This is a genomic window from Bradyrhizobium sp. CIR18, from assembly GCF_014198295.1.
In the GTDB taxonomy this organism is placed as follows: Bacteria; Pseudomonadota; Alphaproteobacteria; order Rhizobiales; family Xanthobacteraceae; genus Bradyrhizobium.
Window position 1 is genome coordinate 229239 of sequence record NZ_JACIHF010000001.1, and the last position, 26288, is coordinate 255526.

A 26288-nucleotide genomic window follows, 5' to 3' on the forward strand; every position below is an offset into this window, starting at 1 on the left:
ATGAAGAAGATCATGGTGGCAGCATCGCTCGTGGTCTTGCTTGGCGGCACGGCGGCAGCACAGACCGGCGGTTCCAAGGGATCGACGTCCGGCGGCAGCGGCGGAACTTCCGGATCGGTGTTGCCGGCACCGGTCGGTCACCGCCAGCCGCGCGCGGCTGACGTGCCGAGCGAGAAGAATTTGAGCAATCCGAACACCCCCGCGAACAAGGAAGACGCGGAGCTCGATCGCAAGATCAAGAGCATCTGCCGCGGCTGCTGATCCTTTCACCTCTCCCCGTCGGGGAGAGGTGAGGAGAGCGAACGCGCGTTCGCTCTGAACTAGGCCGAGCGCTCCTGCAGTCCGGCGCGCCGGGCGTTGCGGCGGATTTCCACCGCGTCGGCGAGCTGCTCGAGCGCGGTCGCCGTAGTCGGCCAATCGATGCAGCCGTCGGTGATGCTCTGGCCGTAGGTGAGCGGCTTGCCCGGCACGACGTCCTGACGGCCGGCAACGAGGTTGCTCTCGATCATCACGCCCATGATGCGGCCTTCGCCGCCTGAGATCTGGCCGGCGATGTCGGCCGCCACCTGCGGCTGGTTCTCAGGCTTCTTGCTCGAATTGGCGTGGCTGGCATCGACCATCACCAGTGGCGCGACCCCGGATTTGGTCAGCTCGTTGCAGGCGGCCGCGACGCTTGCCGCATCATAGTTCGGCTTGCTGCCGCCACGCAGGATGATGTGGCAGTCCTCGTTGCCCGCGGTCGAGGCGATCGCCGAGCGGCCGAGCTTCGTCACCGCCATGAAGTGATGCGGATGCGAGGCCGACTTCACGGCGTCCGCTGCGATCCGCACATTGCCATCGGTGCCGTTCTTGAAGCCGACCGGGCAGGACAGGCCCGAGGCCAGCTCGCGATGGATCTGGCTCTCGGTCGTGCGCGCGCCGATCGCGGCCCAGGACACGAGGTCGGCGATGTATTGCGGCGTCGTCATGTCGAGGAATTCCGTGCCGGCGGGCAGGCCGAGATTGTTCACCGCCGACAGCACGTTGCGCGCCAGCCGCAGGCCCTTGTTGATGTCGAAGCTGCCATCCAGATCGGGATCGTTGATCAGGCCCTTCCAGCCGACCGTGGTGCGCGGCTTCTCGAAATAGACCCGCATCACGATCTCGAGCTGGTCGGCGAGCTCTTCGCGCAAGTTCGCGAGGCGCTCGGCATATTCCAGCGCGGCCTTAGGGTCATGCACCGAGCAGGGGCCGACCACGACCAGCAGGCGGTCGTCCTGGCCGGCGAGAATGGCGTGGATGGCGTTGCGCGCCGCCATCACGACGCGCGTCGCGGTGAGCGTGCGCGGGACTTCCCGCATCACCTCTTCCGGCGTGCTCAGCTCTTTCAATTCGCGGATACGAAGATCGTCGGTCGTGCTCAGCACGGCGGGCTCCTGTTTGTTTCGAACCTGCCGGCCAATAAAAAAGCCGCCAGGTCTGGCGGCTTGTTCGGACGTTTGCTTCAATATTCAGATTGAGCGCGATCCTCCTGCCGCCAGCGAGCTGTCGTAGCTAAAGTACCAAAAATAGCTGGTGGCGACGGTGATCATGGAGGGGCATATAGCGCGCCATCAGCGGATTGTCACCCCCCAATCGGCGCGGCAGGCGACGAGGCAGGTCAGGTGTTGCTGTTGCGTGCCGCCAGCGCCAGGCCGATCAGGCTGGCACCGCCGAACAGGAGGTTGATACCGACGAGGACGCCGATGGCCCATTCAGCCGAGCTCGGCAGTCCCGTGATCACCATGAAGGAGATCGCGATGTCGACAAGGCCCGAGATCAGCAGCCACGACCAGCGGCCGCTGAGCTCGCGGCGGTGCTCCAGTGCGTACATGATAGTGGCGACGCCCTCGGCCAGGAAGTAGGCGCCGACCACGATGGTCAGCGTCAGCACGGCCTGCATCGGCCGGGCCAGCAGCAGCATGCCGGCGAGCACGGCGAGCGCAGCCGAGATCAGCGACCACCAGAAGCCCGGCGTGCTGCGCGCCCAATAGGTCACGATCAGCCCGCCAATGCCGCTGATCAAGAACATCCAGCCGAGGAAGATCGTGATCGCAAGACTTGCCAGCGGCGGCAGGATCAGCGCCGCGACGCCGAGAATGGCGAGCAGGATGCCCTCGAACAGAAAGGCCTTCCAGTGCGCCTTGACCGTCTGGCTCATGATGGATTGCAGCCGTGAAAAATCCTCGGGCGACGTCATCCGCAGGCTCCAGATCGAAAGGTCAGCGCTCAATCTAGTATGCACGCGGCGCGCTCGCCATCCCGCGGCTCACCCGCCGCCGGGCGCCGAGGAAAAACCTTCCGCGCTGGTGCGGATGCGGTTGCGGCCGAGAACATAGATCGCCGTTGTGACAATCAGAAGCGCCAGGCCGAGCAGGATCGAGACGAAGCCGATCGGGATCAGGGCCAGCGTCAGATTGCGCTCGGGGTTGATGAGCCAGTGATGGATCGAGGTCAGCACGAAGGCGAGCCCGAGAAAGCCGACGCCGCCGCCGGCGAGCAGCAGCGCCCACATCCGGCGGAGCTGGCTGAGCCGCTCCCGCGCGATATCGGTCCGAGGTGCGTGGTGGCGGGCGACGCGCCGGACCAGGCGGATCGCGAAGGCGATCGAGCTGAAGCCGATCAAGAGGCTGGAAGCGCCCAGCCACATCCGCAGCGTCGGATCGAGGTCGGGCATTCTTTGCAGGGTCAGCAGCGGAAAGTCGAAGGCCGAATGCAGCGCGAGCGGGCCGGCCAGCATCAGGAGGCGGCTGGAGAGGCGGGCCCAGTCGCGATGGTGCCGGTTTGCGCCCAGCGCCGTGCCGGCGCGCGCGATCGTCAGGTAGGCGCCCGCGATGATGCCGAGCGCGCCATGGAACGGCACGGTCAGCACGCTGCGCAAGGCGGCCAGCGAGCGCCACATCTCGGCGTGCTGGACCAGATAGGCGAGGTTCTCGTAAGCGGCGAAACCGAGGCCGACCGCGGCGCCATAGACCACGGTGTCCATCGGATTGGCAAAGGTCCGCCGCTTGGTCGAGGAGATCGCCACGATGGCGATCACCTTGACGGCTTCCTCGGGCAGCGCGACGCCGAAGATCGAATGCATGGCCAGCGCCGCCCAGGGGTCGTCGGGCGCGGCGACCATCTTGGCGAAGGGGGCGCGGGCGAGGCCCAGCAGCGAGATGCTGGCCGCTCCTAACAGGAACGCGGTCCAGACCTGGGCCGGCGGTCCCGGACGTTCCTCGGCGGCGATGACAAGCCACAGCATCAGCAGCGCCGGGGCGATGGCGGCCGTTCCGATGACGGTGGGCAATGCTTCAATCAGGTACATCGGCGCCGAAAATAGGTTCCCTTGATCCGCTTATCTACATTCACCGATGCGACCATGTGTCATGCGCTTGCTGTCGGCTCGCTTAACGAGCGCGACAGCCTTCGTTCATCTGCCGTCGCCCGCCCCGCCGTAGAATGCAAGCGTAATCAATTGCATGACAGCACCTGTTCGTCATCCATGATAACGCTCGCGTCACCGAGCCTGAGGCGCGATTGGCAAGCCGTATCAAGGAAATGCGTGAGTTTCTTCGATTCACGGCGTAGCCGTGCGCCGGGGCAGGCCAGCTAGCTGCGCTTCGTTGGGCCCTCGCGGGGCGGCGAGGCGATCCGGCGCGCCCGCGACTGCTCGAGCTCCCAGAAGGCGCGGACGAGGCACGCGCCGAGACAGACGACGATGAGCAACAACAGGAAAGCCTGGTCGACCGCGGGAATATGTAGCATGGCGATGATAAAGCAACGCCCATGCCATGCGTTCCTGCAACGGCCGGCGCTTTCCGCCCTCAGTGCGTGGTGAACGGCGGCGGCGCCCCGGGAGCCACGTCGAAGGCGCCGAGATGGAATTCCTCGCCGACGGATGTGTCAGCCTCGCCCGGTTGCGCCAGCAGCGTGAACGCGGCCTGCGGGTAGATCTTCCAGATCTCCAGATCGCCGGCGGTGATGGTGAGCCAGCCGAACGTGTACATGTAGCGTCCGGGCTCGGTGACCCGGCCGACCCTGTCCCAGGTGATCTTGTCCACCGTAACTTTGTCGACTGCCATTCGGTCCCCCGATCGCAAGTCTGCAAATGACGCCCGGCCTGGAGGCACGGACGTTCAAAAGCTGATCCCGCAATGGGGCCGCGATAGGGCGGCGATGCGGAGGCAAGACGGCCTGTCGGAGGCCGCTGCCAGCCGATTCAGCGCGCCGTCGAGGCCGCCTCTGCTTCGGCCGCCCGCTCCAATTGACGGTGCGAGGCGTGGAAGACGTCGTGGACGAGGCCGATCTTTTCCAGGCCCAGGATGATCAGGCCGTTGAGATCGATCTCCCACCAGGCGTGCGAGATGTAGGCGTCCCGCGGGAAGCGGTGATGGTTGTTGTGCAGACCCTCGCCGAAGGTGAGGATCGTGGTCACGAACTCGTTGGTCGAGGCGTCTTCGACGTCGAAGCGGCGATAGCCGTAGGCGTGGCAGACCGACCCGGTGAGCTGGCTGGTGAGGATCAGCAGATAGGCGCGGAGCAGGCCGGAGAACAGCACGCAGCCGATCATGGCGTGCACGCCGCCGCATGTGTAGCCGATCACGCCGGGGATGAAGACTGCCGACATCCCGTACCAGACCCAGCGCGTGCGCACGAAGAACATCGCGATCGGATCGGCGAGGATGTCCTTGGCATAGTATTCGTTGTCGGTGGTAGCCTGGTCGAACACCCAGCTGCCCTGGGCGTGCAGGAAGCCCTTGAACGCGCTGACATAGCGATTGCCGAAGCCGTCGAATTGCGGGCTGTGGGGATCGCCGACGTCATCGGCGTAGAGATGGTGGCGGCGGTGGTTGGCGACCCATTTGGCGATCGAGCCCTGCACAGCCATCTGGGCGATGGCGCAGAAGAAGACACGCATGATCGGGCCGGTACGGAAGCTGCGATGGACGAACAGGCGGTGCATGCCGGCACCGATGCCGAACGTCGTCAGCGCGAACATCCAGGCGAACGTGAACAGCTCGACCTTGCCGACGCCTTGCGTCACGGCCCAGATGATGCCGGCGACCGCGCCGACATAGAGGATGCCGAGCAGGAGATAACTCTCGCGCAGCTTGGCCTGGACCAGCGGCCCTTCGGTGACGACGCCGGGTGGAAGCTGCGGCTTCAGCGCGATCTCTGCCGGGGCGAACTCGGCGTCGGCGATGGACATTCCGGGGCTTCCAATACTCAAGGCCCGCAGTGATTGCGGACGTACCGGGTCACACCCTACCGCGCAGGGGTCGCCATCTCCAGTATTTAGTTAAAAAAGAGTTAAGATTGATCGGGCCGGCTTCAGGCCGACTGCAGCAAGGGCGTGCGGACGATCAGGCGGAGGAGGTCATCGCGTGACTGTTTTTCGGCGAATTTGACCGCAAACCCGTGCTCGAACTTGCGGATCACGCGCCCGACGCAGGCGCCGACCGCAAGCGGGGTTCCGACCGGCGGATCGTATTCGCAGGAGATCGCGACGCCAGCCGTGGAGACGTCGATGATGAAGCACGGATGGCTGCTGCCGTTGGCGAGCGTCAGGAACGTGTGCGAGACCTGCGGTACGAAACGCGCGTCGTTCCGCAGCTCCTGGACGCTGGCATCCTTCTGCTTCTTCTCGAGCCAGGTCAGCTTTTCCGACATCCAGGCGCGCCGCGCCCGCGTCATATCGAGCTCCATCAGGAAGCCCGATTTAAGCGTCGCGCTGATCGTGCACTGGAATTCGCCGAAATCCTGGAAGTAGGAGGTGAGGCGCTCGCCGACCTTGCCGACGACGGGCACGTCCACGATCATGCGGAAGGGCGAGACGCGCTTGGTGCGGCAGGCGAAGCTGCGCAGCTTGCCCTCGCAATCATACCAGCGGGGCAGCGAGTAGCTGCCGCTGACCGTGACGTCCACTGCACGCTGCCTGAGGAACTCTGCGACGGACATGAGGTGCCAATGATGTTCGGGATTGCTTCCGTAATTCCACGGTAGCGGTCAAATTCTAAGCAAATGATACTAGCGCGCAGGAGCAGGGGTAAATTTCCGGTAAATGCGCGCCTCGCTCGCCCGGCTGAAAGCGCGGCATAAGGACCCGTTATGCTGCAGGCCGTCTCACAACATCGTCATTGATGGCGCAGTCAAGCAACGACGCGCCGCGGCGCCTAGAGAGATCCGAACATCACCAGCAAAGCCAGCGAGCCCATGGCCATCGCGAACTGGATCGTCGTCCAGACCAGTCCGTTCGGTCTGATCTCCAATCCCAACGGCGGCAACGCGCGCCGCATCGCCAGCGCCGTGAAGGCTTCGACAATGGCGAGCAGGAGGGCGATGCCGGCGATGAAAGACCATGACTCGGTCGGAGGCATCCATGGCGCGAGCCAGGCCGGGACGGAGCCCTTTAAGGCGGCGAGCAACGCGAACCAGCCGAACCAGAATGCGGAGCGCTTGACGATGTCGGGGCCGATCGTTTCGGCTTCGAGGCGGATACCGATCGTTGCCAGCGCGCCTTCGATGCGCTCGCCGTCTGTCAGGACGACGAACGTGCCGAGATAGAGCGGAATGCGCGACTGGAAGAGCAGGGCGAGGATACCGAACAGGATTACGTGGCCGATGACGTCGCCGAGAGTGTCGCCGATCACGTTCTTGGCGCTGCTGCCTGACGGCACGAGCGCCGCCGGCGCAGAATCTGCGTGACGCTGCGGCAGCGATCCGTCGCGCGCCATGTGTTCCAGCATTTTGGCGCGCCGGTCCGATGGATGCTGGCGAGGATGGCTTAGCCACGGCGGAAGGCGCGGCGTCACTGCGGACGCGGCGGACGAACGTTCTATCTCGGGGTTACACTGCGCCATGGGCCTGGACCGGTTCCAACTGACGTTGGTCGGTGGCGAGCAGCGGGGAGGTTCATGCGGGAGCGGGGGAAATTGCAGCCGGGCTGTCATTGGCGGCCCATTGCGGCGCCATCTATCGCCGTCGCGTGCACTGGCGCTCCCTAGCGGAATCGAACCGCTCTCTCCACCGTGAAAGGGTGGCGTCCTAACCGATAGACGAAGGGAGCAAACGCAGGGCCCTGCCGTTGTTCCCGGCACGGCCGCTGGCCGGCCGAGTCGGGCCCGGCGGCTTGCAGCGGGCGAACGTATAGTGGCCTTTCCGGCTTCCGGCAAGCCGTCCGGGACCGGTCTTTTGGCCCCGGTGGACAGCGCCGGCCCCCGGGGTGATCCGGAGGCGATTTCAACGGTTTCTTAGGGTTCCCTGAGTAGCGCTGGAATAGGAGATCTTTCGCCAATGCCACCGCCGAAAAAGCGCGCAGCCCGCAAGCTGCTGTCGCAGCATGCCTGGATCACGCTCGACGGTGGCTTCGCCGCGCGGCATTGCCTGGTCCAGGACATCTCGGATTCCGGCGCCAAGATCACGCTGGACGAGGACGCGAGCCAGCTCCCAGGCGTGATCCGGCTCGCCTTCGCACGCGACGCCCGCACCGGGCGGAGCTGCCAGGTGGTCTGGCGCCGCGGCAAATCAGCCGGCATCAAGTTCATCTGATCGCGGCCGCGGCCGCCCCGATGGCGCCCGGCACCGCTCCGGGCTAGAACGCCGCCATGCGCACGCCGCTTCTCATCCTGATCTCGTTGCTGGCCACATCCGCCGCCGCGGCAGAAGCCTTGCGTCTGCCGCCTGCGGAGCGGCCGCAGGCCGGCAAGGCCCTGCCGCTGAAAGGCGCGGCCGGGAAGGCACGGGCGGGCTCCTGCGCCACTTACGGCCCGCGCTTCGTCATGGTCGAGGGCACCGGGACCTGCGTGAAGATCGGCGGCTCGATCAGCATCGACACCACCGTGAGGCGCTAGAGCCCATGCCGGTGGACCTGCTGCGCCTCGACCTCGTCGTTCCCCTGCTGATGTACTGCGCGCTGCTGTGGTGGGTCGGCCGCGGCCTGAGCTGGACGGCGCGGCTGGCGACCGCGGCGGTGACCCTGGTGCTGATCGTCTGCGTGCTGATGGTAGAGCGCGGCTGGCGGTAAAGCCAAAACTAAAAAACGCGAAAACAACCCCATGCACAGTAGCGTCAAGTGCTGAGTTGACGCCGCTGGATTGCGCCGAAACGCGGATTCATCGCGCTCTCGCCGCAGCTTGCGCCGCGCTGCCGGCTCACGACATCGGCGGTGCGACATGCTGTGCAAAACCGGGCCGTTTGCCGAGCTCGGCGAGCCAGCGCGTCAGATGCGGCTGCGCCGGCCGGGTGATGCCCTCGACGCCGAGCCAGCGCCGCGCATAGGAGCCGAGCGCGATGTCCGCGAGCGTGAACGCATCGCCCTCGATGAAGCGGCGCGAGGAGAGCAGGCGGTCGGCGATCGCCCAGACCTCGGCGGCGGCATCGGCATCGCGCTGCACCTGGATCATGTCGCGCTCGGCGGGCGCCGTGCGCACGATGCCCCAGAACACCGGACGGTCGACCGGCTGCACCGTCGACAGTGTCCAGTCGAGCCAGCGATCGACCGATGCGCGGCTCTTCGGCGCCTCCGGATAGATCGGCGTGCCGCTTCCATGCGCGAGGCAGAGATAGCGCATGATCGAGTTGGACTCCCACAGCACGAAGTCGCCCTCGACCAGCGTCGGGATCCGTGCATTGGGGTTCATCGCGAGATAATCGGCCTCGCGGGTCCGGCCGTAACTCATGCCGGCGTCGATACGCTCATAGGGCAAAGCGAGCTCGGTGAGGCACCACAGCACCTTCTGCACGTTGACCGAATTGGCGCGGCCCCAGATCGTCAGCTTGGTGTCAGGCATGAGGCGTCTCCCGCGGCGTTGTCGCTTGCCGCGGGTGATAGCGGAATTCGCCGTTCGGAGCGATGCGCGATTGCGGCGCGCCTCTCATGCAAAAAGCTCCGCCCGAGGCGAAGCTTTCGTTGCAAAACAACTCGCAAACTTGAACCCGTCGTCAGCGGCCGAAGAACAGCCACAACAGAATGATCACCGGGATCGGCACGCCAAGCATCCACAGCAACAGCCCTCTCGCCATCACATCCTCCTCCAATCGGCTTCGTTGAAGAGAGAACGTCGGGCGCGAAAGCTTGTTCCTGCCGGGGCCTTACCAATGGCCGGTATTGGGCATCGATGCCCAGGGCTCCTGCGGCGGCTTCGGCTCACCCTTCTGGAGCAGCTCGATCGAGTGCAGGTCCGGCGAGCGGACGAAGGCCATGTTGCCGTCGCGCGGCGGACGGTTGATGGTGACGCCGGCCTTCATCAGCTGCGCGCAGGTGGCGTAGATGTCGTCGACCTCATAGGCGAGATGGCCGAAGAAGCGATCCTCGCCATACTTCTCCTCGTCCCAATTCCAGGTGAGCTCGACCAGGGGCGCGCCACGCGTCTGCGGCTGCTTCTTCAGCGCCTCGAGATCGTCCGCCGAGCACAGGAATACCAGCGTGAACCGCCCCTTGTCGTTCTCGATCCGCCGCACCTCCTTCAACCCGAAAGCATCAACATAGAATTTCAGCGCGACATCGAGATTGCGCACGCGCAGCATGGTGTGGAGGTATCGCATGGTTGTTGCTCCCTAACGTTCGGAGGGTTTTGCTTTGGGCCGAGGCGGCGGGAGTAGGAGATAGCAGGAAAGTGGGAGGAGGGGCAGGGGGCGGGGCAAATGTGTGCGAAGGGGAAAGGTTGGTGAACCGAGCCAGCCGAGCATGGACTGAAGCCGCGGAGTAGGCGGGCTAGCGATGGCAAATGACCTGAGCAGCCCTATCGCGGCCAAGGTCCCTCTGGACTGCTCTGCGACGGTTGCGGTTGAACCCCAACTCCGCCGGCGCGACCCATCCATATGCTCCAAGCCGTGCTCAGCGCGATCGTGGATATCCTCCTGTCTGCCGCATGGAGCGCCGTCGTCAGATTCTTCGGTCTGGAAAACGTCGTCGAGATCGTGACGGCGATCTTCGGCTTTGGCTGTATCGTGATCGGCACTGCGGTCTTGTTGCTCGGGCTGACTAGGGCAATCGTCAGAGATCACCGCAGGCGAGCTTCTCGCCACGTTGATCTTCGGATGCGATTGCCCTGCCTCGACAGGACTCGACCGCAACGGCCGCTGAAGCAATCGGTACGAGATGGCCGCGCCGTTCCGTGGGGAGCGACGCAGTCAGCCGTGCAGAACGCCGGCCTACTTCATGTTGCTGCGGGTCTTCGTGCCGCCCTGGTCGCTACCCGGGCCGGAGCCGCCCTGGCCGGAGGCGTCGGGCTTCACCATTCCGCCCTTGCTCATGCCGTCCTTGCTCATCCCGGTCGTGCCCTTGGTCATCGAGCCCTTGTTCGGGTTTTTCATGCCGGGCTTCTGCATGTTGTCGGACTGCGGGGCGGGGCCGGTCTGGGCAAAGGCGGAGCCGCACATGAGACCGAGTGCGGCGGTCGCGATCATGAACTTCTTCATCGCAAGCTCCTCGTTGGTTGCATGGGCCAACGGGAACGCGGAAGCCATGTTCCTCGGCTTGACGTTCAGGAGGAAAGAATTCTCCGACGCCGGAAGTCGCCGCCCGCGATATATGTCAGCAGGCGTGCGTTCTTGTGCGGGGGCGAGCTGCCTGGGGCGACGCCGACGTCGTCTCCGGCTGCAACTAGGCTGCAATCCGTTGTTCGACCGGGGCCGTCAGCAGCTTGAGCGCTTGTGCGTGTTGCAGGTCGGGGACCGCGATCGCCGTGTGGCTGTAGATCGCATGGCTGCGCGATTTTGCAATCTTGTCCAGGATCTGGCTGCCCTTGATGACGTGAAGGCCCATGCCCTCGTCAGTGGGGAAGATCGCCAGCACCACGTCATAGGCCGCGATGACGGCCCTGAGTGCTTCAGCCTTGTCCTCGGCGACGTCGACGAAAACACGAACATCAGCCGCGAGTTCACGCAGCTCGTCAAAATCCAGCACTGTGGGGTTACTCCAAACGCAACGAGACTGAATGGAGCTTGGCGGCGTTGGGTTACTGAAGTGTCAACAAGGCGTGCCGAGCCACAAGTTTCACGACGAGGTGACTTCACGCTCTAGCGCTTTGCTTCCTCCTTGCGAAGCCGGGCCTCCGCGGCCTCGTCCACGAGGTTCAAGGCGAGGCCGTCATAACTCAGCTTGAGCCCGCGGCCGACGATCCATGTCCATCCCTCTCGCTCCTTGATGGGTTGCGCGTTGAACTGATCGGAGATCGATTTGACGGCAGCGTCCTGCGCCCCCGGATTGTTCAACTCCGCCTTGACGCGCCAGATCGGGTGCCTGGCGTCGACCTCCTCGCTGTCGACCGTGACCTTGGCGCCGTTGATGTCGCATTCGAAGGTGTAGGAGTCGCGGCTCCGGCGGCAGAGATAGCGGCGTTGACTGACGAACTTGCTGGTCTCGTCGAATGTCATCCCGGGCGAGAAGCCGAAGATGTCGGACTTCTTCACGAGGGCGAGGGACGCAGGCTTCAGGAAGCTCGGCTGGATCGCGACGAGGGCTGCGACGGCGACAACGATCAAACTTGCGATGACGATAGCGACCTTCATGAGCACCCCACGAGCAACCTACAGACCATTATAGGCAGCCGGGCCGTTCTACCATGCCCCCAAAAGCGAAACCCCCGCCTGGGGGAAGCGGGGCTCTCTGGTGGGGTGAAGCTTAGGGACTTCAATGATATGACGCGCCGGCCGCAAAATGGTTCAAACGGAAATCGGAAGGTCCTGCGGCATCTTCACAGGAAGTAGGGAACCCCGCAGAAGCCCTGCTTGCGTTTTCGGCCTCGATGGGTTCTAAGCCCCGTCACTTCATGACCTCTGGCATGAAATCAGCGCGCCCCCGCGCTTCAGGCCGCGTCCCCAGCAGAGTTGCTCGCGCGCACAAAAGGAATTCAGACATGGCGAAGATGACGAAGACTCAATTGATTGATGCAATTGCCGAGGGCACGCAGCTTTCGAAGAACGACGTGAAGTCGGTGATCGAGTACATGGCGACGGTCGGTTACAAGGAGCTCAACGAGTCCGGTGAGTTCGTCATTCCCGGTTTCGTGAAGATGTCGGTCGTGAACAAGCCGGCGACCGAAGCCCGCATGGGCGTCAATCCCTTCACCAAGGAGCCGATGCAGTTCGCGGCCAAGCCGGCGAGCAAGTCGGTCAAGGCCTCGCCGCTGAAGGTTGCCAAGGACGCCGTCTAAGGCGCCGGCGATGTCGTTGCGGCGAGCCGATGCCGCAACGATCAATGGCTGAGGACAAGGTGATGCTCGGCGACGGCGATGCCGAACATCACCACGACGATCAGGACGAACCACAGAGCGCGCCGGTCGGTTTGTCCCGCGCGCGCTCTGCGGTTTCCCGCAAGCCGGGCAGACCGAAAGGCCGATCGGGATCTCGGTCTCACAGAACTCGCAGATCATCGGCGCCTCGATGATGAAGGGCACCGGCTCCGGAGTCGGACGCGGTAACGCGGGATGCCGCCTCATTCGGCCGGTCAATGCGAACGCTGGAAGATTCGTTCCCGTGGCTACGACCCCGCTGCACCTGGCAGGCAGCCGTTGCCTTCAAAGAAAAACCCCGCGCTTTCGCACGGGGCTCTTCTGGCTGACGGCGTTGGGATTTCAGCGCCTGGCCGCCAGCCGTATTTCTAACTTAAAGTTGAAAGTCCAAAAAGCAACAGCGCCGCGATGACGGAGTATGTTCGTTCACCGCAGCGCTGCCATATGACTGGGCGCTGAAATCCCCAGCTTCAATGGGTCCAGGCGGCGTTGAAAAGGTTCAACGCGATATGGCGGGAAATCGCACGCGAGGGACTGGACTTTTTGTTCTCATTTTGTTCTAGTGAGCCGCCTTAAGGTCCGCTTGGGAGGTGACTCATGACCGTCGAAAAACAGCGCGAAGTGATCAGGCTCTGGAACGAGCTCAGGAAGCTCGAGGGCCCGGCCGCGGAAGAGCTCCGGATCCAGATCCTGGAATGCTTCTCGGAAAAGGAAAAAGTGAAGCGGGCGGCTTGATCTGCTCCGGCGGACGCCGACCCCGCCAGGGATCCGGCAGGCGCCGTCTGGTCTGACGGCTCGCGCTTGGTCGGGCGGCTTCGTAGGGGCGACGAGGCGACCAACTTGAAGTCCGTCTTGGCGGGGTGTGGTCGCTGCTGCGAGCATTCGCCGCTGATGATTCAGGAACGAACATGTGCCGTCAGCGTTCGGCCTGCATGACTTGCCCGCGATGCGCCAAGCCGATGATGGCGACTTCCGCCAACAGCTTTCGATGCGAACCTTGCCGCGAGATCGTCATCGTGTTTGCGGTCGTGTCGAAATTCCTGCCGCCGAAGATTGTGCCGAGCTACGTCGCTGAAGAGGTTGCGTCGCGCGCTTTCATCGATCGTTAGGAATCGCTTCGCACTGATTTTTCCGACTCCGATTCGTTCTTTGAGAACGAAATGGAGTCGGATGCAGAACATGTCGCGCCTGCCGCACGCGATGCGGCCACACGCATCAAAACGAGACAGCGTGATGCTTCGCACAGTCGCGTCCACGCCTTCTCCGTAAGGAGTGAGGCGAGGGAGAGCGAGATGAATGCGTGCTGGTTTCTCGTCGAGATCGCGAAAGTGTTCTGGTACGATCGGCACCCGCGCTTGCGCAAAGGCAAACCGTCAGTGCCGCAAGTGCCGCCGCCGGGACCGAAGCCTCCCGTGGCCTCGTCTCCCGATGCGACGTGAGCCGTTCGTCGTGCCCGCGCGCACGTTTTGTTAAGAGTTGCTCCGCGCCGATTTCTTCGATTCCGATTCGTTCTTCGAGAACGAAATGGTGTCGAAGCTGGAACAAAGCCGGTCGCCAGGCTACGGTCGCTTCGGCTTCCTGCGATATGGCAAGCGGCTAGCTGGAAATCCCAGGCGCTCCGCAAACCCTAATGATCATTTGCGCGGAAGCCGATAACCCTATTCGGTTAGGTTAAAAGCCCAATCGCATTGCGCTTGGCCCTCGTTGCGATAGGTGTCTGGCAACGACAAGCAAGAAACGACCTTTGCCAAGAAGCATTTTTATCATGACACCTTTTTCTGAGCCGTCCTTTTACCAAGGCGACCGACAGACCTACCGGCGCGTTGCCATCGTCGGCACGCTGTTCTGTCTCGCTTTCGTGGTGATCAGTTTCTCGCTGCAGCCGCAGGCCGAGGACACGCGCGTCGCGGTCAAGGCCGACCGGCTGGTGCGCACGGCGGGCCAGGCGGCGCACGCCAATTAGAGGCGGCGCTAGCGATCGTCGCTGTGGATGCGATCGTCGGCCGGCACCTGCGGGCTCGCGGTGCCGCGCGAGGCGAGCGCCACGAAACCGGCATAGCCGGACAAATTGAGCAAAACTTCGAGCCACGCGGGCATGTCGGCCTCTTCCGCTCTCTGAAGAGGGATTCAACGTCCGCGCGCAATTCTGGTTCCGTTCTCCCGGAAGGAACTCGAAAGAACTTCAAAGCGGAGAGGAGGGGTCGAGCCGCCGGCCGAGGGTCGCGACGGATTCGCTCGACGGCTGCTCTTTCAGGAACTCGGCGATCGCCCGCGCCAGCTCGCCGTCGCTCATCGGCGTCGGCGGCGGATGCAGGGTGCCGACACCGAAGCTGCGAACGATCTCGTCGTAGTGCTGATCTTCGGATCTGGGAACCAGCTTCCGGATACGGGCCAGCAAAGCGGATAGCGGCAAACTCTCCTCCTCGGTCGTTCGCCCCGCTGGCAGCAATCCTCGTCTGCTGCCATCTGCTCCCGTGAAACTGAAAACCCCGCCAGCATCGCGGAGATGCTGACGGGGCTTCGTGCTGTTGCCTCAACCCGGATGGCGGAGGCTCCCGCACTTAAGGAGGCAATCGCTGGCCGGCGATTTCGTTCCGCCCGCATCGGCTTTTTTTGCCCCGCCCGGTTCCGCGCCCTGCGCGCAACCATCGCTGGCGCTCGTGGTTATCTCGGCGAGACGCGAAGGAGGAGAGCATGAAGAAAACACTGGCAGTTCTGGCCACCGTCGCAGCCGTTGGCGTGACCGCGGTTGCGGCCCCTGCGCCTGCCGAGGCGCGCGGGCGCGGCATCGGCCCGGGCCTCGCATTCGGCCTCGCCGCCGGTGCGATCACCGCGGGTGCGGTCGCAGCGTCCCATCCGTACGGCTATTACGGCCCGCGCTACGGCTATTATGACGGCCCCGACTATTATTACGGGCCGGGCTCCTACGCCTATTACGGCGGCGGACCGTACTACCGGCGCCATCACCACTGGCGCCATTGGTAGCCACTCTCAAGCGAAAAGCCCGGAGCGATGCTCCGGGCTTTTTTCACGTGCATTGATCGGGACGTGAACTACGGCCAGAGCGAGGGCCGTTCGACCTTGCGGGCGTTCTCCAGGGTCGACACGAAATATTCTTCGCGCTCGCGCTTGAATTTTTCCTGCGTGGCACGGAAGGCGGCGACACGGGCTGCGATTTCATCGCGCTCACGAGCTTTGCGTTCTTCGTCTTCGGTCATGACCATCCCCTCGGGTTTACTTAACTCAAGCACTGCCGCCGCATCATCTTGAGTCGCATTGACACATCCATTGGGGCTCCTGAATGGGGCGTCAATGGGGAGGAGGCATTGCAGGATTGTGATATGCGAAGGTCGGAAGAAATTGCCGAGCGCTTCGCGTTGGCGCTTGATAAGAGCGTCAACAATCTTGCCGCTTGCGCATGATGCTGTCAGGCAAAGACGAATCGGGAGGCCGCGATTGATTGCATCGAATCTTCAGAGCGGCGTTGAGCGGCTCGGCGACATGATCGCCGAGGCGAGGGTCATCGTGCCGTTCACCGGCGCCGGCATCTCGACCGAATGCGGCATTCCCGACTTCCGCTCGCCGGGCGGAATTTGGACACGCAACCGTCCGATCCCGTTCGACGAATTCGTCGCGAGCCAGTCAGCGCGGGACGAATCCTGGCGCCGCCGTTTTGCGATGGAGGAGGTCTTCGCGGCGGCGAAACCCGGCCGCGGCCATCGGGCGCTCGCCTCGCTCTACCGTGCCGGCAAGGTTCCCGCCGTCATCACCCAGAACATCGACAATCTGCACCAGGCCTCCGGCTTCGCCGGCGAGGACGTAGTTGAACTTCACGGCAATACCACTTATGCGCGCTGCATTGGATGCGGGCAGGCCTATCCGCTCGATTGGGTGAGGCGTCGCTTCGACGACGACGGCCTCGCGCCTAATTGCACCGCGTGCGACGAGCCGGTGAAAACCGCCACGATCTCATTCGGCCAGATGATGCCCGATGATGAAATGCAGCGCGCCACCGCGCTCTCGCGAGCCTGCGACCTCTTCATTGCGATCGGTTCCTCGCTCGTGGTCTGGCCCGCGGCGGGCTTTCCGATGATGGCAAAGAACGCCGGTGCACGCCTGGTGATCATCAATCGCGAGGCGACCGAACAGGACGACATTGCCGATCTCGTCATCCATCACGACATCGGCGAAGCGCTCGGGCCCTTTGTCGCCAATTGAGGCATCAATTTGATTCGCGGCTGTGCAAGCTGTTCATAGGTTCCGGCGAATCTCTTTTTTGTCTATGCCTCGCAACCGGGAGTGTTATCTTTTGAGTCGAAAGATTCGCGTCGCGTCCAGTTGAGAAGGTTCTCGAAAGACGCGTGATTCGATGCCGCTGCTGAGGCGGGTCGCATGACAGTGTGGGGTCCGGGGTTATGGGGTCGTCGGACGGATTTGAGTCCAAGAAGCTCGGGGTTCCCGGGCAGGGGGCATCGCCCGGGCGGATTACGCCGGGCGAGCACGGCAGCGCCGGTCGCGAGAGCGGGCTCAGTCCGTTCAGCGGGCTCGGCGAGACCAGCGCCAATCTCGTCGAAGTCCACGGCGTCATCAAATGGTTCGACGCCTCCAAGGGCTATGGCTTCATCGTTCCCGACAATGGTTGGCCGGACGTGCTGCTGCACGTCACCGTGCTCAGGCGCGACGGCTTCCAGACCGCCTATGAGGGCGCCCGCATCGTCGTCGAGTGCATCCAGCGCGCCAAGGGTTACCAGGCGTTCCGCGTGGTCTCGATGGACGAGTCGACCGCGATCCATCCGGCGCAGATGCTGCCGCCGCGTACCCATGTCACCGTCACCGCGACCAGCGGGCTGGAACGGGCCCAGGTCAAATGGTTCAATCGGCTGCGCGGCTTCGGCTTCCTAACCTGCGGCGAGGGCACGCCCGACATCTTCGTGCACATGGAGACCTTGCGACGCTTCGGCATGACTGAGCTCAGGCCCGGCCAGTATGTCCTGGTCCGCTTCGGGCCCGGCTCGAAAGGCATGATGGCGGCCGAGATCCATCCCGAGACCGGATCGCCGGGATTGCAGTCGCACTAAGCGCGAGGAGACTCGCGCTCTAGCCTCCAAGTCCCTGCAAGCTTCAAATCGCCCAAGCTTCCACCTCCCGCAATCGTGAGCAGGGCCGCGTCGGCAGACCGGTGCGCCTCTGGCTTTTCCGGCGACCGCCGCGTAAGGACTGCTCCAGTCCCACGCCTCGAGTGCCCCCATGAATCCTGATCGTAAGGCTGTCTGGTCCGCTCTGAAGGGCTGGCTTGCCGCCGTCCTCGTTATCGCCGGCTGTGTCGTTGCCGGCGCGCCCACCGGCGCCGCCAGCTTCCAGCCGCTCGAGATCGTCACCAAGAACGGCGTGCAGGTGTTCTCGGTGGAAGTAGCCACGACCGAGGAGGAGAAGCAGACCGGCCTGATGTACCGCAAGGAGCTGGCGGACGGCAAAGGCATGCTGTTCGACTTCAATCCCGAGCAGGAGGTGTCGATGTGGATGAAGAACACCTATGTCTCGCTCGACATGATCTTCATCCGCGCCGACGGCCGCATCCTGCGCATCGCCGAGAATACCGAACCGATGTCGACAAAGATCATCTCGTCCCGGGGGCCCGCCAGGGCCGTGCTGGAGGTGGTGGCGGGAACGGCGCAGAAATACGGCATCCGCCCCGGCGACCGCGTCGGCCATCCGCTGTTCGGCAGCAAATAGGCGGGCAGGCGGGCGCCTCGGGGCTTGACGGCGTCTTGGAAGCCTTGCTGGCGCCTTGGGAAGCGTGTATCGACGGGGCTCGCCGGACATTCGGGGTATAGCGCAGCCTGGTAGCGCGGCAGTTTTGGGTACTGCAGGTCGTTGGTTCGAATCCAGCTGCCCCGACCAATTCTGGGGGGGAATCTCCTAGGCTTTTTCCCTGCGACCTCCGACGTGATCTGACAGGCAGGGCTTATGGCGTCCCCGCGATTTCCGCGCGATGTTTCAGGCCACTGCGCCCTCGCGGATCGGGACAGAATTGCCGACGCCGGATCGAACCTTTGGCTGTCGCCATAGACATAAGTGTGTTGGGGATTTCAGCGCCCAATGTCTAAACGGACGCCGCCAAGCGATGATATTCCGCTTGCGCGGCGTTGCGCTTTTCAGGTGTCGCCTTTTCGGATCCGACCCATCAGCTCGAGGCGTACCAGCCGAGCGGAAACGGCAGCAGGGGCCAAATCCCGTGGTTGTCGTTGGCGGCTTTCGGCAGCTCATGCCCTGGCATCCTTGCGATTGGCGCAGGAGGCGTCGATCGCAGCGCCAGGCGCAGACGTTCACACTGCAAATTCATTGTGGTCGCCCTGACGAGATTCTCGAAATTTCAATTCACAAAATTGGACGTCAGCTCAATCAAATCGCCACGCGCCCAAGATGGCGCGGTCATTCTCAAATCGCGCGCGTATTGTAGATAAATCGGCGCCGGCTTTCAACCGATCCCGGCCCCAGGCCGCGCGAAGTAAGGTTGACTGGTTAGGTTAAGGATGAGCGCTTGTTGCGGCCGCTTCGGCGATCGTTATCAGATCGATTCCGGCTCGCGACGGGCTGCCTGCAAGTCGTGCTCACACAAGGTCACGGTTCGTCGCAGCGCGCATATCTGTGAGTTCTGCGTCATGTCTTTCGATCGCAACTTCAAAACCGCCGGTCCGCAATCGAGCTGGAGCGAGATCTGGCACCTCTGGACCGTGATCGTGCCCCGTCGCTCGATCAACGGGCAGCTCGTGGTCGGCAAGGTCTGGCGCCGCCATGACGGCCGCGACTGGATCTACAAGAAATTCACCGAGTTCGATGGCGAAGAAGCCGCCTGAAGCGCGACGAGCTCGGAATGAACCATCATCGCGCCTTGGGCTTTTGCTGAGGCCGTCGATCTCGGCCATGGCGGTTGAAGGTCGCGCTTCAACCGCCAGGCGTTCCCGAATCAGGCCGCTTTCGCCGGGGCTGCCGCCGGCTTGGGCGGCGGTGGCTTCAGCGGCTTGTCCTGCTTCTTCGACCACGAGATGTAATAGGCCACCGTCGTCATGATCGCGATGCCGGCAACGCTGACGAAGATCTGTGCGAGCAGCGAGCCCGAGCTCATCGACAGCTCGAAATGGCCGACGAAGGACAGGAACACGCCGACGCAGAACACGGCGAGCGACTGCTGGCCGCAGACAATCAGGGGATCGAACACCTTCCATTCCAGCCCCGGCCATTCCTTCGGCACGAAGCGGATCACCAGGATCACGATCACGACGAAGTGGATGAAGCGGTAGGGCGCAAGGTTGGTCTTGTCGTTCGGGTTGAAGGCCGAGAACAGCCACTCCGGGAACATGCCGCCGAACGTGGGGAAGCGGCCGGCCATGGTCATGACCAGCGCGAACAGGAGATAGCCGAGACAGAGATAGAGCGTGATCGGCGCGTTGATCAGCGTCATCGAGCGCCGCGCGCCGCCCATCGCGCACCAGGCGCCGAACACGAACAGCACCTGCCAGCAATATGGGTTGAAGTACCACTGGCCGGCCGGATAGGCGTTCAGATTCCAGCCGAAGTGACGCGCCGCCAGCCACAGCACGATCGCCAGCACCATCGTCAAATCGGGCTTGCGCAGCATGAACCACAGCACCGGCGGGAACAGGCCCATCAGCACGATGTAGAGCGGCAGCACGTCGAGATTGAGCGGCTTGAAGCGCAGGAACAGGCCCTGGCGCAGCGTCTCGGTGGCGTTGTCGACCAGGCCGGCGACGTTGAACTCGTTGATCATCTCGCTATCGCCGAAGCGCAGCGCCAGATAGCTGATCGAGGCGATATAGATCACGAACAGGATGATGTGGGCGACGTAGAGCTGCCAGACCCGCTTGGTCAGCCGGGTGGCGCCGACCAGGAAGCCGCGCTCCAGCATCATCCGCGCATAGACGAACGAGGCGGTATAGCCGGAGATGAACACGAACAAGTCGGCGGCGTCGGAAAAGCCGTAATTGCGCGTCGTGACCCAGTTCACGACATTGTCGGGGATGTGGTCGAGGAAGATCGCCCAGTTCGCGACCCCGCGAAACAGGTCGAGCCTGAGGTCACGGCCTTTTTCAGGGAGCGTGGCGTTGATGTTCAGGAAGGCCATGCGACGGGAGCTTTCGGGAGGGGCGGTTACGCTGATGTCGTCGAAGCAGTGCCGCCGGGCGGGCCCCCAGCGCGAAAGGTGGGTACGCAATTGTCACGGTGCAGCATAATGACTATACCGGTGGTGAAGGGTGCCCGGGCCGGAATCACCGATCAGTTCCCAATCGGTGTCTGTATACTATCCCTGAGGTTTCCACCAACTGCTACCGTGACGCATCGAAATCGAACGAAAAGACGAAGAGGCCGGACCGCCAATGACCGCACGCATTTTCAAGCCCGCCAAGAACGCGATGCAATCCGGCCGGTCCAAGACGAAGGAATGGCAGCTCGACTACGAGCCGGAGCAGCCCCGCGCGGTCGAGCCGCTGATGGGCTGGACCTCGTCGGGCGACATGAAGCAGCAGATCACGCTACGCTTCCACAGCAAGGAAGAGGCGGTCGCCTATTGCGAGCGCAAGGGCATCGCCTACCAGGTGATCGAACCGCAGGATTCAATCCGCCGCCCAGTCGCCTATGCCGACAACTTCTCGTTCCGTCGCGGCGAGCCCTGGACGCATTGAGAAGGCGGCTGCTTCGACTTCAAACGACTTGATGTTCTCGTCATGCCCGGGCTCGTCCCGCCTGCGCGGCCGAAGCCGCTTCGGCGAGGCAGAGGCCCGGGCATCCACGTTTTGGGTGGGCGTGAACGAACGTGGATCGCCGGGTCAACCCGGCCATGACGGTCGTGGGAGGCATTCCTCCCGAACGCGATAGCGTCGCGCCCCGGGGTTCGGACCCTTGGCACCAATTCCGCCACGTGCTTCGCTGGTCCTGACATCGGGACCACGACGGGGTGGGCTATGGCGGGGCGTGACCAGCTCGACGGCGTCGATCTGAAGATATTATCCGAGCTGCAGCAGGACGGGCGTATCCGCAACAACGAGCTGGCGCTGCGCGTCGGCGTGTCCGCGCCCAACTGCCTGCGGCGGCTGAAATCGCTGTTCAGCCGCGGCGTGATCCGGGCGGTGCGGGCCGTCATCGACGAGCGGCGGCTCGGGTATGAGGTGATCTCGTTCGTCTCGATCCAGCTCGGCAGCCAGGCCCAGCCGGTGCTGGAGGCGTTCGAGAGCTCGATCGCTGCGATCCCGCGCATCCAGCAGTGCTGGCGGATTTCGGGCGACACCGACTATCTCCTGAGATGCGTGGCGCCGAGCGTCGAGAGCATGCGCCAGCAGCTGCTGCATTTCGCGGCAATGCCTGACGTGAAGAACGTCCGCAGCTTTCCGGTGTTGGGCGTCGCGAAGGATGTGCCGCTGCCTCTGCAGGACGTCGCGGCGGTATCGGCGGGATAGGGGAACGTTCCAGGCCGCCGTTACTCCAAGATCGCGAAAAATCGGACGGCGCTACGCGTCGTCGACGTCAGCACTATAATGCTGATTAACTCACATAACTGTGACATGTGATTTCGGAAGTCCTGCGATGCGCTGAGACGTGATTGCCGGTCTCGGTGCGCCGCCTAGATGCAAGGGGTGAACCTCAGCCTGCGTCGCATCCTGAGGACTCTTTTGTGGGACCCTGAAGCTGGAAAAGACACCATGACCTCGACCTCGAAGACGATTGTCGCATCCGCTGCGACGCTGTTTGCATCGGCGTTTCTCATGATGACCGCACCCGCCGCGCAGGCGGAAGAGTACTGCATCACCAACGGCGCCCAGGCCGCTCATGGTTGCGGCTATCCGACGATGGAAGCCTGCCGGGCTGCGGCGGGCGGGATCGGGGGCACCTGCTCGCAGAGCGGCGGCGCGAAGACCTCGAACGACGCGCTGGCCTATCAGCCGAAGCAGTCGCGCACCAAGCTTCGCCCGGGCGCGCAGACCAACTCGAATTAACGCCTGAAGACGGGTTTCGAGACTGCGGCCTCCGAGAATTCATCTCGGAGGCCGCAAATTCATGACAGTGATGCGACAGCGGGCGTGTCTCAGCGATACCGGCCGCGAAACTCGCGCGGCGAGGCACCGGTCCAGGTGCGGAACGCGCGGGAAAAGCTCTTCTCGTTGCGGAAGCCCGCGATCTCGGCGATGCGCTTGATCGGCGTGCGGCCTCGCATCAGCTCCTGTTTTGCCAGTTCGAATTTTGCCTCTTCCTTGAGGTCGCGCAACGAGGTGGCCTCCTCGCGCAGGCGCCGATGCATGGTGCGGGTGGAGAGCGCAAGCTCGCTCGCGACGTCCTCGGCACCGAGACTGCGTCCGCGCGCATTGCGGAGCACGCGGCGGACACGCTCAACCAGCAGCCGGTCGCGCCGATAGGGCAGCACGGTCAGCCTGAGCGCGCCCTTGAGCATGTTGTCGAGATCGGCGGCGCTGCGCGTCAGCGGCAGCGAGAGATAATGCTTGTCGAAGATGATAGCGGCGCGGTCCGCATCGAAGCGGACGGTCCGGCAAAAGATGGTCGGATAGACCGAGACATGGCCGGGCTCCGCGTACGGGAACTCCGCCGCGCGGAGCGCGATCTGGGAATCGACGGCCCAGCAGGAGAAGCCGAGCACGTAGCGGAGCAGGGTGACCAGGCAGAATTCACGCAGCGGCCCGAGATCGCGCAGCTCCCGGATGGAGACCACGGCGGTCTCCTCACTGAGCTCGAGATCGAGCAGCACGTCCTCGGTGAGCAGGCGGTGATGCCGGCACCACCGCTTGAGCGCCACCTCCAGCGTAGGCGCTGTGATCGAGGCGCGGCACAGCATGCCGTAGGTGCCAAAGGGCAAGCGGCGCGAGAACCAGCCGAGCGCCTCGTCGTCGAGCTCGCGCATGGCATGGCCCGCCAGGGCCTCGAACTGGGCGGCCGTGACCCGCCCGTCCGGAGAATTGACAAGGTCTGGCGCTACCTGACCCCGCTGCAACGCCTCGGCCGGATCCCGTCCGTATCGCGCATAGGCGGCAACCACGCCCCGCACGAAGGCGGCGGGGGTGACGGCGCGGCGCGGGATCGCGGTTGCGGCTTGAAAGGGCATTGCGAACCTTTGGGAATTCCCTCGGGAAAATCCTCGCCAAGTTTGGCGGAAAATGCAACCTTTTCGACCGCAAGAGGGCCCTGACCCCGCTAGGTTCGGTCCCCAAATACGGAGGAATCGCCTTGAACATCCCGAGCATCGACTTCGATCTGGGCGAAGACGTCGGCATGTTGCGCGACACGCTTCGCGCCTTCGTGGAGGCCGAGATCACCCCGCGCGCGGCCGACATCGAGAAGGCCAATCTGTTCCCCGCAGACCTCTGGAAGCGCTTCGGCGACCTTGGCCTGCTCGGCATGACCGCGCCGGAGCAATATGGCGGCTCGAACATGGGCTATCTCGCCCACATCGTCGCCATGGAGGAGATTTCGCGCGGCTCCGCTGCCGTGGGGCTGTCCTACGGCGCCCATTCCAACCTCTGCGTCAACCAGATCCGCCGCAACGGCAATGACGCGCAGCGCCAGCGCTATTTGCCGAAGCTGATCTCCGGCGACTATGTCGGCGCGCTCGCGATGTCCGAGCCGGGCGCCGGCTCCGACGTGGTCTCGATGAAGCTGCGCGCCGACAAGCGCGGCGACCGCTACGTCCTCAACGGCTCGAAGATGTGGATCACCAATGGCGGCGACGCCGACGTGCTGGTGGTTTACGCCAAGACCGATCCGGAGGCCGGCCCGCGCGGCATGACGGCTTTCCTCGTCGAGAAGGGCTTCAAGGGTTTCACCCACGGCCAGCATCTCGACAAGCTCGGCATGCGCGGCTCCAACACCTATCCCTTGTTCTTCGACGATTGCGAGGTGCCGGAGGAGAATGTGATGGGCAAGGTGGGTGAGGGGGTCAAGGTGCTGATGTCCGGCCTCGACTATGAGCGCGCGGTGCTGTCGGGCGGCCCGCTCGGGATCATGGCGGCGTGCATGGACGCGGTCGTGCCCTATATGCACGAGCGCAAGCAGTTCGGCCAGCCGATCGGCGATTTCCAACTGATGCAGGGCAAGCTCGCCGACATGTACGCGACCTGGCAGGCCACGCGCGCCTATGTCTATGCGGTGGGACGCGCTTGCGACCGCGCCGACCACGCCCGCAGCTTGCGCAAGGATGCGGCCGCGGCGATCCTCTATTCCGCGGAGAAGGCAACGTGGATGGCCGGCGAGGCGATCCAGGCGCTCGGCGGCGTCGGCTATACCAGCGAATTCCCTGTGGGGCGTCTGTGGCGCGACGCCAAGCTGTACGAGATCGGCGCGGGGACGTCCGAAGTTCGCCGCATGCTGATCGGCCGCGAACTGATGTCCGAGACGGCTTAAAAACCTTCACTCATTGGAATCAACATGCCGCTCCATTCCAGCATCGATCCGTCTTCATCCGACTTTGCGCGCAATTCCGAGGCGATGCGCACCCTGGTCGCGGACTTGCGTGAAAAGCTCAGCCAGGTCGCCGGCGGTGGCGGCGAGGTCTCGCGCAACCGCCACACCTCGCGCGGCAAGATGCTGGCACGCGAGCGCGTCGACCTGCTGGTCGATCCCGGCACCTCGTTCCTGGAGCTGTCACCGCTCGCGGCCTACGGCCTCTATGGCGGCGATGTGCATTCGGCGAGCGTCGTGACGGGCGTGGGGCGCATTTCGGGGCGCGAATGCATGATCGTCGCCAACGACGCCACGATCAAGGGTGGCACCTATTACCCCATGACCGTGAAGAAGCATCTGCGTGCGCAGGACGTGGCGCGGCAGAACAATCTGCCCTGCGTCTACATGGTCGATTCCGGCGGCGCCTTCCTGCCGCTGCAGGATGAGATCTTCCCGGACGAGCGGCATTTCGGCCGCATCTTCTACAACCAGGCGCAGATGTCCTCCCAGGGCATCCCGCAGATCGCGATCGTGATGGGCTCGTGCACCGCCGGCGGCGCCTATGTCCCCGCGATGTCGGACGAGAGCATCATCGTGCGCAATCAAGGCACCATCTTCCTCGGCGGCCCGCCGCTGGTGAAGGCCGCGACCGGCGAGGTCGTCAGCGCCGAGGAGCTCGGCGGCGCCGACGTGCATTCGCGCCAGTCGGGCGTCACGGATCACTACGCCCAGAACGATGCCCATGCGATCCGCATCGCGCGGCGTATCGTCGGCACGCTGAAGCCGTCGGTGCGGCCGAACCTCAATATGCATCCGGCGCGTGAGCCGCTGTTTGCTGCGGAGGAGATTTACGGCGTGGTGCCGGTCGACGGCAGAAAGCCGTTCGACGTGCGCGACATCATCGCCCGCGTCGTGGATGGCTCCGAGTTCGACGAGTTCAAGAAACTCTACGGCACGACGCTGGTGTGCGGCTTTGCCCATATCTGGGGCTATCCGGTCGGCATCATCGCCAACAACGGCATTCTCTTCAGTGAGAGTTCCCTGAAAGGCGCCCATTTCATCGAGCTGTGCTGCCAGCGCGGCATTCCGCTGGTGTTCCTGCAGAACATCACCGGCTTCATGGTCGGCAAGAAGTACGAGGCCGGCGGCATCGCGCGCGATGGCGCCAAGCTGGTGACCGCGGTTGCGACCGCATCGGTGCCGAAATTCACCGTGGTGATCGGCGGCTCCTACGGCGCCGGCAATTACGGCATGTGCGGCCGGGCGTACTCACCGCGCTTCCTCTGGATGTGGCCGAACGCGCGCATCTCGGTGATGGGCGGCGAGCAGGCCTCGATGGTGCTGAGCCAGGTCCGCCGCGACAATATCGAGGCCAAGGGCGATAGCTGGTCCAGGGAAGAGGAAGACAAATTCCGCGAGCCCATCCGCGCGCAATATGAGAGCCAGGGGCACCCATATTATGCCACGGCGCGGCTGTGGGACGACGGCGTGATCGACCCGGCCGATACCCGCCTCGTGCTCGGCCTTGGCCTCTCGGCGGCGTCGAATGCGCCGATCGAGCCGACGAAATTTGGCCTGTTCAGGATGTGA

36 protein-coding genes and 2 tRNA genes are annotated in these 26288 nt (G+C 63.8%); 20 read left to right on the forward strand and 18 right to left on the reverse strand.

The window, feature by feature from the left end:
- Entirely contained in the window at positions 1–261 is a 261-nt protein-coding gene (locus tag GGD65_RS01170; RefSeq protein ID WP_183234198.1) for a hypothetical protein, read from the forward strand.
- A gap of 59 nt (positions 262–320) precedes the next feature.
- Here GGD65_RS01170 and GGD65_RS01175 read toward each other — a convergent pair whose 3' ends face one another.
- The 8 genes from GGD65_RS01175 to GGD65_RS01210 all read right to left on the reverse strand — a co-directional run bounded on the left by GGD65_RS01175 (position 321) and on the right by GGD65_RS01210 (position 7069).
- Positions 321–1406 carry a 3-deoxy-7-phosphoheptulonate synthase gene (locus GGD65_RS01175; RefSeq protein ID WP_183234199.1) on the reverse strand — a complete coding sequence of 362 codons (1086 nt, stop codon included), beginning with the start codon at positions 1404–1406 and terminating at the stop codon, positions 321–323.
- A gap of 233 nt (positions 1407–1639) precedes the next feature.
- On the reverse strand, positions 1640–2218 hold the full coding sequence (locus tag GGD65_RS01180) for an HdeD family acid-resistance protein (RefSeq protein WP_092258444.1): 579 nt from the start codon (positions 2216–2218) through the stop codon (positions 1640–1642).
- 69 nt (positions 2219–2287) lie between these two features.
- Entirely contained in the window at positions 2288–3328 is a 1041-nt protein-coding gene (locus GGD65_RS01185) for a PrsW family glutamic-type intramembrane protease (protein ID WP_183234200.1), read from the reverse strand.
- A gap of 499 nt (positions 3329–3827) precedes the next feature.
- Positions 3828–4085 carry a hypothetical protein gene (locus GGD65_RS01190; RefSeq protein WP_183234201.1) on the reverse strand — a complete coding sequence of 86 codons (258 nt, stop codon included), beginning with the start codon at positions 4083–4085 and terminating at the stop codon, positions 3828–3830.
- 137 nt (positions 4086–4222) lie between these two features.
- Positions 4223–5212, reverse strand: coding sequence for an acyl-CoA desaturase (locus GGD65_RS01195; RefSeq protein WP_183234202.1), 990 nt, complete (start codon positions 5210–5212; stop codon positions 4223–4225).
- Positions 5213–5334: 122 nt separating this feature from the next.
- A complete protein-coding gene (locus tag GGD65_RS01200) occupies positions 5335–5961 on the reverse strand; it encodes a PilZ domain-containing protein (RefSeq protein ID WP_183234203.1) in 627 nt (208 codons plus the stop codon).
- Between the two features lie 215 nt (positions 5962–6176).
- Positions 6177–6749: a hypothetical protein gene (locus GGD65_RS01205; protein WP_246783177.1), complete on the reverse strand. Its 573-nt coding sequence runs from the start codon at positions 6747–6749 to the stop codon at positions 6177–6179.
- Between the two features lie 245 nt (positions 6750–6994).
- Positions 6995–7069 (reverse strand) — tRNA-Glu (locus tag GGD65_RS01210).
- 227 nt (positions 7070–7296) lie between these two features.
- On the opposite strand from GGD65_RS01210, the gene GGD65_RS01215 reads away from it, so the two are divergent.
- From GGD65_RS01215 to GGD65_RS01225, 3 genes are read left to right on the forward strand one after another with little or no spacing between them, the layout of a single operon-like run.
- A complete protein-coding gene (locus GGD65_RS01215) occupies positions 7297–7551 on the forward strand; it encodes a PilZ domain-containing protein (protein WP_018323099.1) in 255 nt (84 codons plus the stop codon).
- Between the two features lie 56 nt (positions 7552–7607).
- The gene (locus tag GGD65_RS01220) at positions 7608–7853 is read left to right on the forward strand and encodes a hypothetical protein (RefSeq protein ID WP_018323100.1); all 246 of its coding nucleotides are present in this window, start codon (positions 7608–7610) and stop codon (positions 7851–7853) included.
- Positions 7854–7858: 5 nt separating this feature from the next.
- Positions 7859–8026, forward strand: coding sequence for a hypothetical protein (locus GGD65_RS01225; protein WP_183234205.1), 168 nt, complete (start codon positions 7859–7861; stop codon positions 8024–8026).
- Between the two features lie 127 nt (positions 8027–8153).
- On the opposite strand, the gene GGD65_RS01230 is transcribed toward GGD65_RS01225, so the two are convergent.
- From GGD65_RS01230 to GGD65_RS01250, 5 genes are all read right to left on the reverse strand, one after another.
- On the reverse strand, positions 8154–8792 hold the full coding sequence (locus GGD65_RS01230) for a glutathione S-transferase family protein (RefSeq protein ID WP_018323101.1): 639 nt from the start codon (positions 8790–8792) through the stop codon (positions 8154–8156).
- Positions 8793–9093: 301 nt separating this feature from the next.
- Positions 9094–9546, reverse strand: coding sequence for a VOC family protein (locus GGD65_RS01235; protein WP_018323103.1), 453 nt, complete (start codon positions 9544–9546; stop codon positions 9094–9096).
- Positions 9547–10155: 609 nt separating this feature from the next.
- Complete coding sequence (locus GGD65_RS01240) at positions 10156–10422, reverse strand: hypothetical protein (protein WP_026202876.1); 267 nt, start codon at positions 10420–10422, stop codon at positions 10156–10158.
- A gap of 184 nt (positions 10423–10606) precedes the next feature.
- The gene (locus GGD65_RS01245) at positions 10607–10909 is read right to left on the reverse strand and encodes a hypothetical protein (RefSeq protein ID WP_018323106.1); all 303 of its coding nucleotides are present in this window, start codon (positions 10907–10909) and stop codon (positions 10607–10609) included.
- A gap of 113 nt (positions 10910–11022) precedes the next feature.
- Entirely contained in the window at positions 11023–11514 is a 492-nt protein-coding gene (locus GGD65_RS01250) for a hypothetical protein (RefSeq protein ID WP_183234206.1), read from the reverse strand.
- Positions 11515–11861: 347 nt separating this feature from the next.
- Between GGD65_RS01250 and GGD65_RS01255 the strand changes: the two genes are divergently transcribed.
- From GGD65_RS01255 to GGD65_RS01275, 5 genes are all read left to right on the forward strand, one after another.
- A complete protein-coding gene (locus GGD65_RS01255) occupies positions 11862–12158 on the forward strand; it encodes an HU family DNA-binding protein (protein WP_018323108.1) in 297 nt (98 codons plus the stop codon).
- Positions 12159–12833: 675 nt separating this feature from the next.
- Complete coding sequence (locus tag GGD65_RS01260) at positions 12834–12971, forward strand: hypothetical protein (protein WP_162832227.1); 138 nt, start codon at positions 12834–12836, stop codon at positions 12969–12971.
- A gap of 224 nt (positions 12972–13195) precedes the next feature.
- On the forward strand, positions 13196–13345 hold the full coding sequence (locus tag GGD65_RS01265) for a hypothetical protein (protein ID WP_018323111.1): 150 nt from the start codon (positions 13196–13198) through the stop codon (positions 13343–13345).
- Positions 13346–13528: 183 nt separating this feature from the next.
- Positions 13529–13675: a hypothetical protein gene (locus tag GGD65_RS01270; RefSeq protein WP_183234207.1), complete on the forward strand. Its 147-nt coding sequence runs from the start codon at positions 13529–13531 to the stop codon at positions 13673–13675.
- A gap of 326 nt (positions 13676–14001) precedes the next feature.
- The gene (locus GGD65_RS01275) at positions 14002–14199 is read left to right on the forward strand and encodes a hypothetical protein (RefSeq protein WP_179730537.1); all 198 of its coding nucleotides are present in this window, start codon (positions 14002–14004) and stop codon (positions 14197–14199) included.
- An 8-nt stretch (positions 14200–14207) separates the two neighbouring features.
- Here the strand turns inward: GGD65_RS01275 and GGD65_RS40695 are convergent, their stop codons facing one another.
- Both GGD65_RS40695 and GGD65_RS01280 read right to left on the reverse strand, forming a co-directional pair.
- Positions 14208–14333, reverse strand: coding sequence for a hypothetical protein (locus GGD65_RS40695; protein WP_283813642.1), 126 nt, complete (start codon positions 14331–14333; stop codon positions 14208–14210).
- An 85-nt stretch (positions 14334–14418) separates the two neighbouring features.
- Complete coding sequence (locus tag GGD65_RS01280; RefSeq protein WP_179730536.1) at positions 14419–14649, reverse strand: hypothetical protein; 231 nt, start codon at positions 14647–14649, stop codon at positions 14419–14421.
- Positions 14650–14930: 281 nt separating this feature from the next.
- Here GGD65_RS01280 and GGD65_RS01285 point away from each other — a divergent pair, with 281 nt between their 5' ends.
- Entirely contained in the window at positions 14931–15221 is a 291-nt protein-coding gene (locus tag GGD65_RS01285) for a hypothetical protein (RefSeq protein WP_091956770.1), read from the forward strand.
- A gap of 68 nt (positions 15222–15289) precedes the next feature.
- On the opposite strand, the gene GGD65_RS01290 is transcribed toward GGD65_RS01285, so the two are convergent.
- On the reverse strand, positions 15290–15454 hold the full coding sequence (locus tag GGD65_RS01290) for a hypothetical protein (RefSeq protein WP_162832225.1): 165 nt from the start codon (positions 15452–15454) through the stop codon (positions 15290–15292).
- Positions 15455–15692: 238 nt separating this feature from the next.
- Between GGD65_RS01290 and GGD65_RS01295 the strand changes: the two genes are divergently transcribed.
- From GGD65_RS01295 to GGD65_RS01315, 5 genes are all read left to right on the forward strand, one after another.
- The gene (locus GGD65_RS01295; protein WP_183234208.1) at positions 15693–16454 is read left to right on the forward strand and encodes an NAD-dependent protein deacetylase; all 762 of its coding nucleotides are present in this window, start codon (positions 15693–15695) and stop codon (positions 16452–16454) included.
- Positions 16455–16651: 197 nt separating this feature from the next.
- On the forward strand, positions 16652–17314 hold the full coding sequence (locus GGD65_RS01300; protein WP_026202878.1) for a cold-shock protein: 663 nt from the start codon (positions 16652–16654) through the stop codon (positions 17312–17314).
- A 169-nt stretch (positions 17315–17483) separates the two neighbouring features.
- Positions 17484–17969, forward strand: coding sequence for a DUF192 domain-containing protein (locus tag GGD65_RS01305; protein WP_183234209.1), 486 nt, complete (start codon positions 17484–17486; stop codon positions 17967–17969).
- 91 nt (positions 17970–18060) lie between these two features.
- A tRNA-Pro gene (locus tag GGD65_RS01310) sits at positions 18061–18137 on the forward strand.
- Positions 18138–18898: 761 nt separating this feature from the next.
- Positions 18899–19093 (forward strand): hypothetical protein, encoded by a 195-nt coding sequence (locus GGD65_RS01315; RefSeq protein WP_018323121.1) that lies wholly within the window; start codon positions 18899–18901, stop codon positions 19091–19093.
- A 110-nt stretch (positions 19094–19203) separates the two neighbouring features.
- On the opposite strand, the gene GGD65_RS01320 is transcribed toward GGD65_RS01315, so the two are convergent.
- Positions 19204–20379: an OpgC domain-containing protein gene (locus GGD65_RS01320; RefSeq protein ID WP_018323122.1), complete on the reverse strand. Its 1176-nt coding sequence runs from the start codon at positions 20377–20379 to the stop codon at positions 19204–19206.
- Between the two features lie 253 nt (positions 20380–20632).
- Between GGD65_RS01320 and GGD65_RS01325 the strand changes: the two genes are divergently transcribed.
- The 3 genes from GGD65_RS01325 to GGD65_RS01335 all read left to right on the forward strand — a co-directional run bounded on the left by GGD65_RS01325 (position 20633) and on the right by GGD65_RS01335 (position 22246).
- The gene (locus tag GGD65_RS01325) at positions 20633–20938 is read left to right on the forward strand and encodes an ETC complex I subunit (protein ID WP_018323123.1); all 306 of its coding nucleotides are present in this window, start codon (positions 20633–20635) and stop codon (positions 20936–20938) included.
- 279 nt (positions 20939–21217) lie between these two features.
- A complete protein-coding gene (locus GGD65_RS01330; RefSeq protein WP_183234210.1) occupies positions 21218–21709 on the forward strand; it encodes an Lrp/AsnC family transcriptional regulator in 492 nt (163 codons plus the stop codon).
- A 243-nt stretch (positions 21710–21952) separates the two neighbouring features.
- Positions 21953–22246, forward strand: coding sequence for a DUF3551 domain-containing protein (locus GGD65_RS01335; RefSeq protein WP_092258394.1), 294 nt, complete (start codon positions 21953–21955; stop codon positions 22244–22246).
- A gap of 89 nt (positions 22247–22335) precedes the next feature.
- Here GGD65_RS01335 and GGD65_RS01340 read toward each other — a convergent pair whose 3' ends face one another.
- Entirely contained in the window at positions 22336–23364 is a 1029-nt protein-coding gene (locus GGD65_RS01340; protein ID WP_092258391.1) for an AraC family transcriptional regulator, read from the reverse strand.
- Positions 23365–23531: 167 nt separating this feature from the next.
- Between GGD65_RS01340 and GGD65_RS01345 the strand changes: the two genes are divergently transcribed.
- Positions 23532–24659 carry an isovaleryl-CoA dehydrogenase gene (locus GGD65_RS01345; protein WP_085964294.1) on the forward strand — a complete coding sequence of 376 codons (1128 nt, stop codon included), beginning with the start codon at positions 23532–23534 and terminating at the stop codon, positions 24657–24659.
- 24 nt (positions 24660–24683) lie between these two features.
- Entirely contained in the window at positions 24684–26288 is a 1605-nt protein-coding gene (locus GGD65_RS01350; protein WP_183234211.1) for a carboxyl transferase domain-containing protein, read from the forward strand.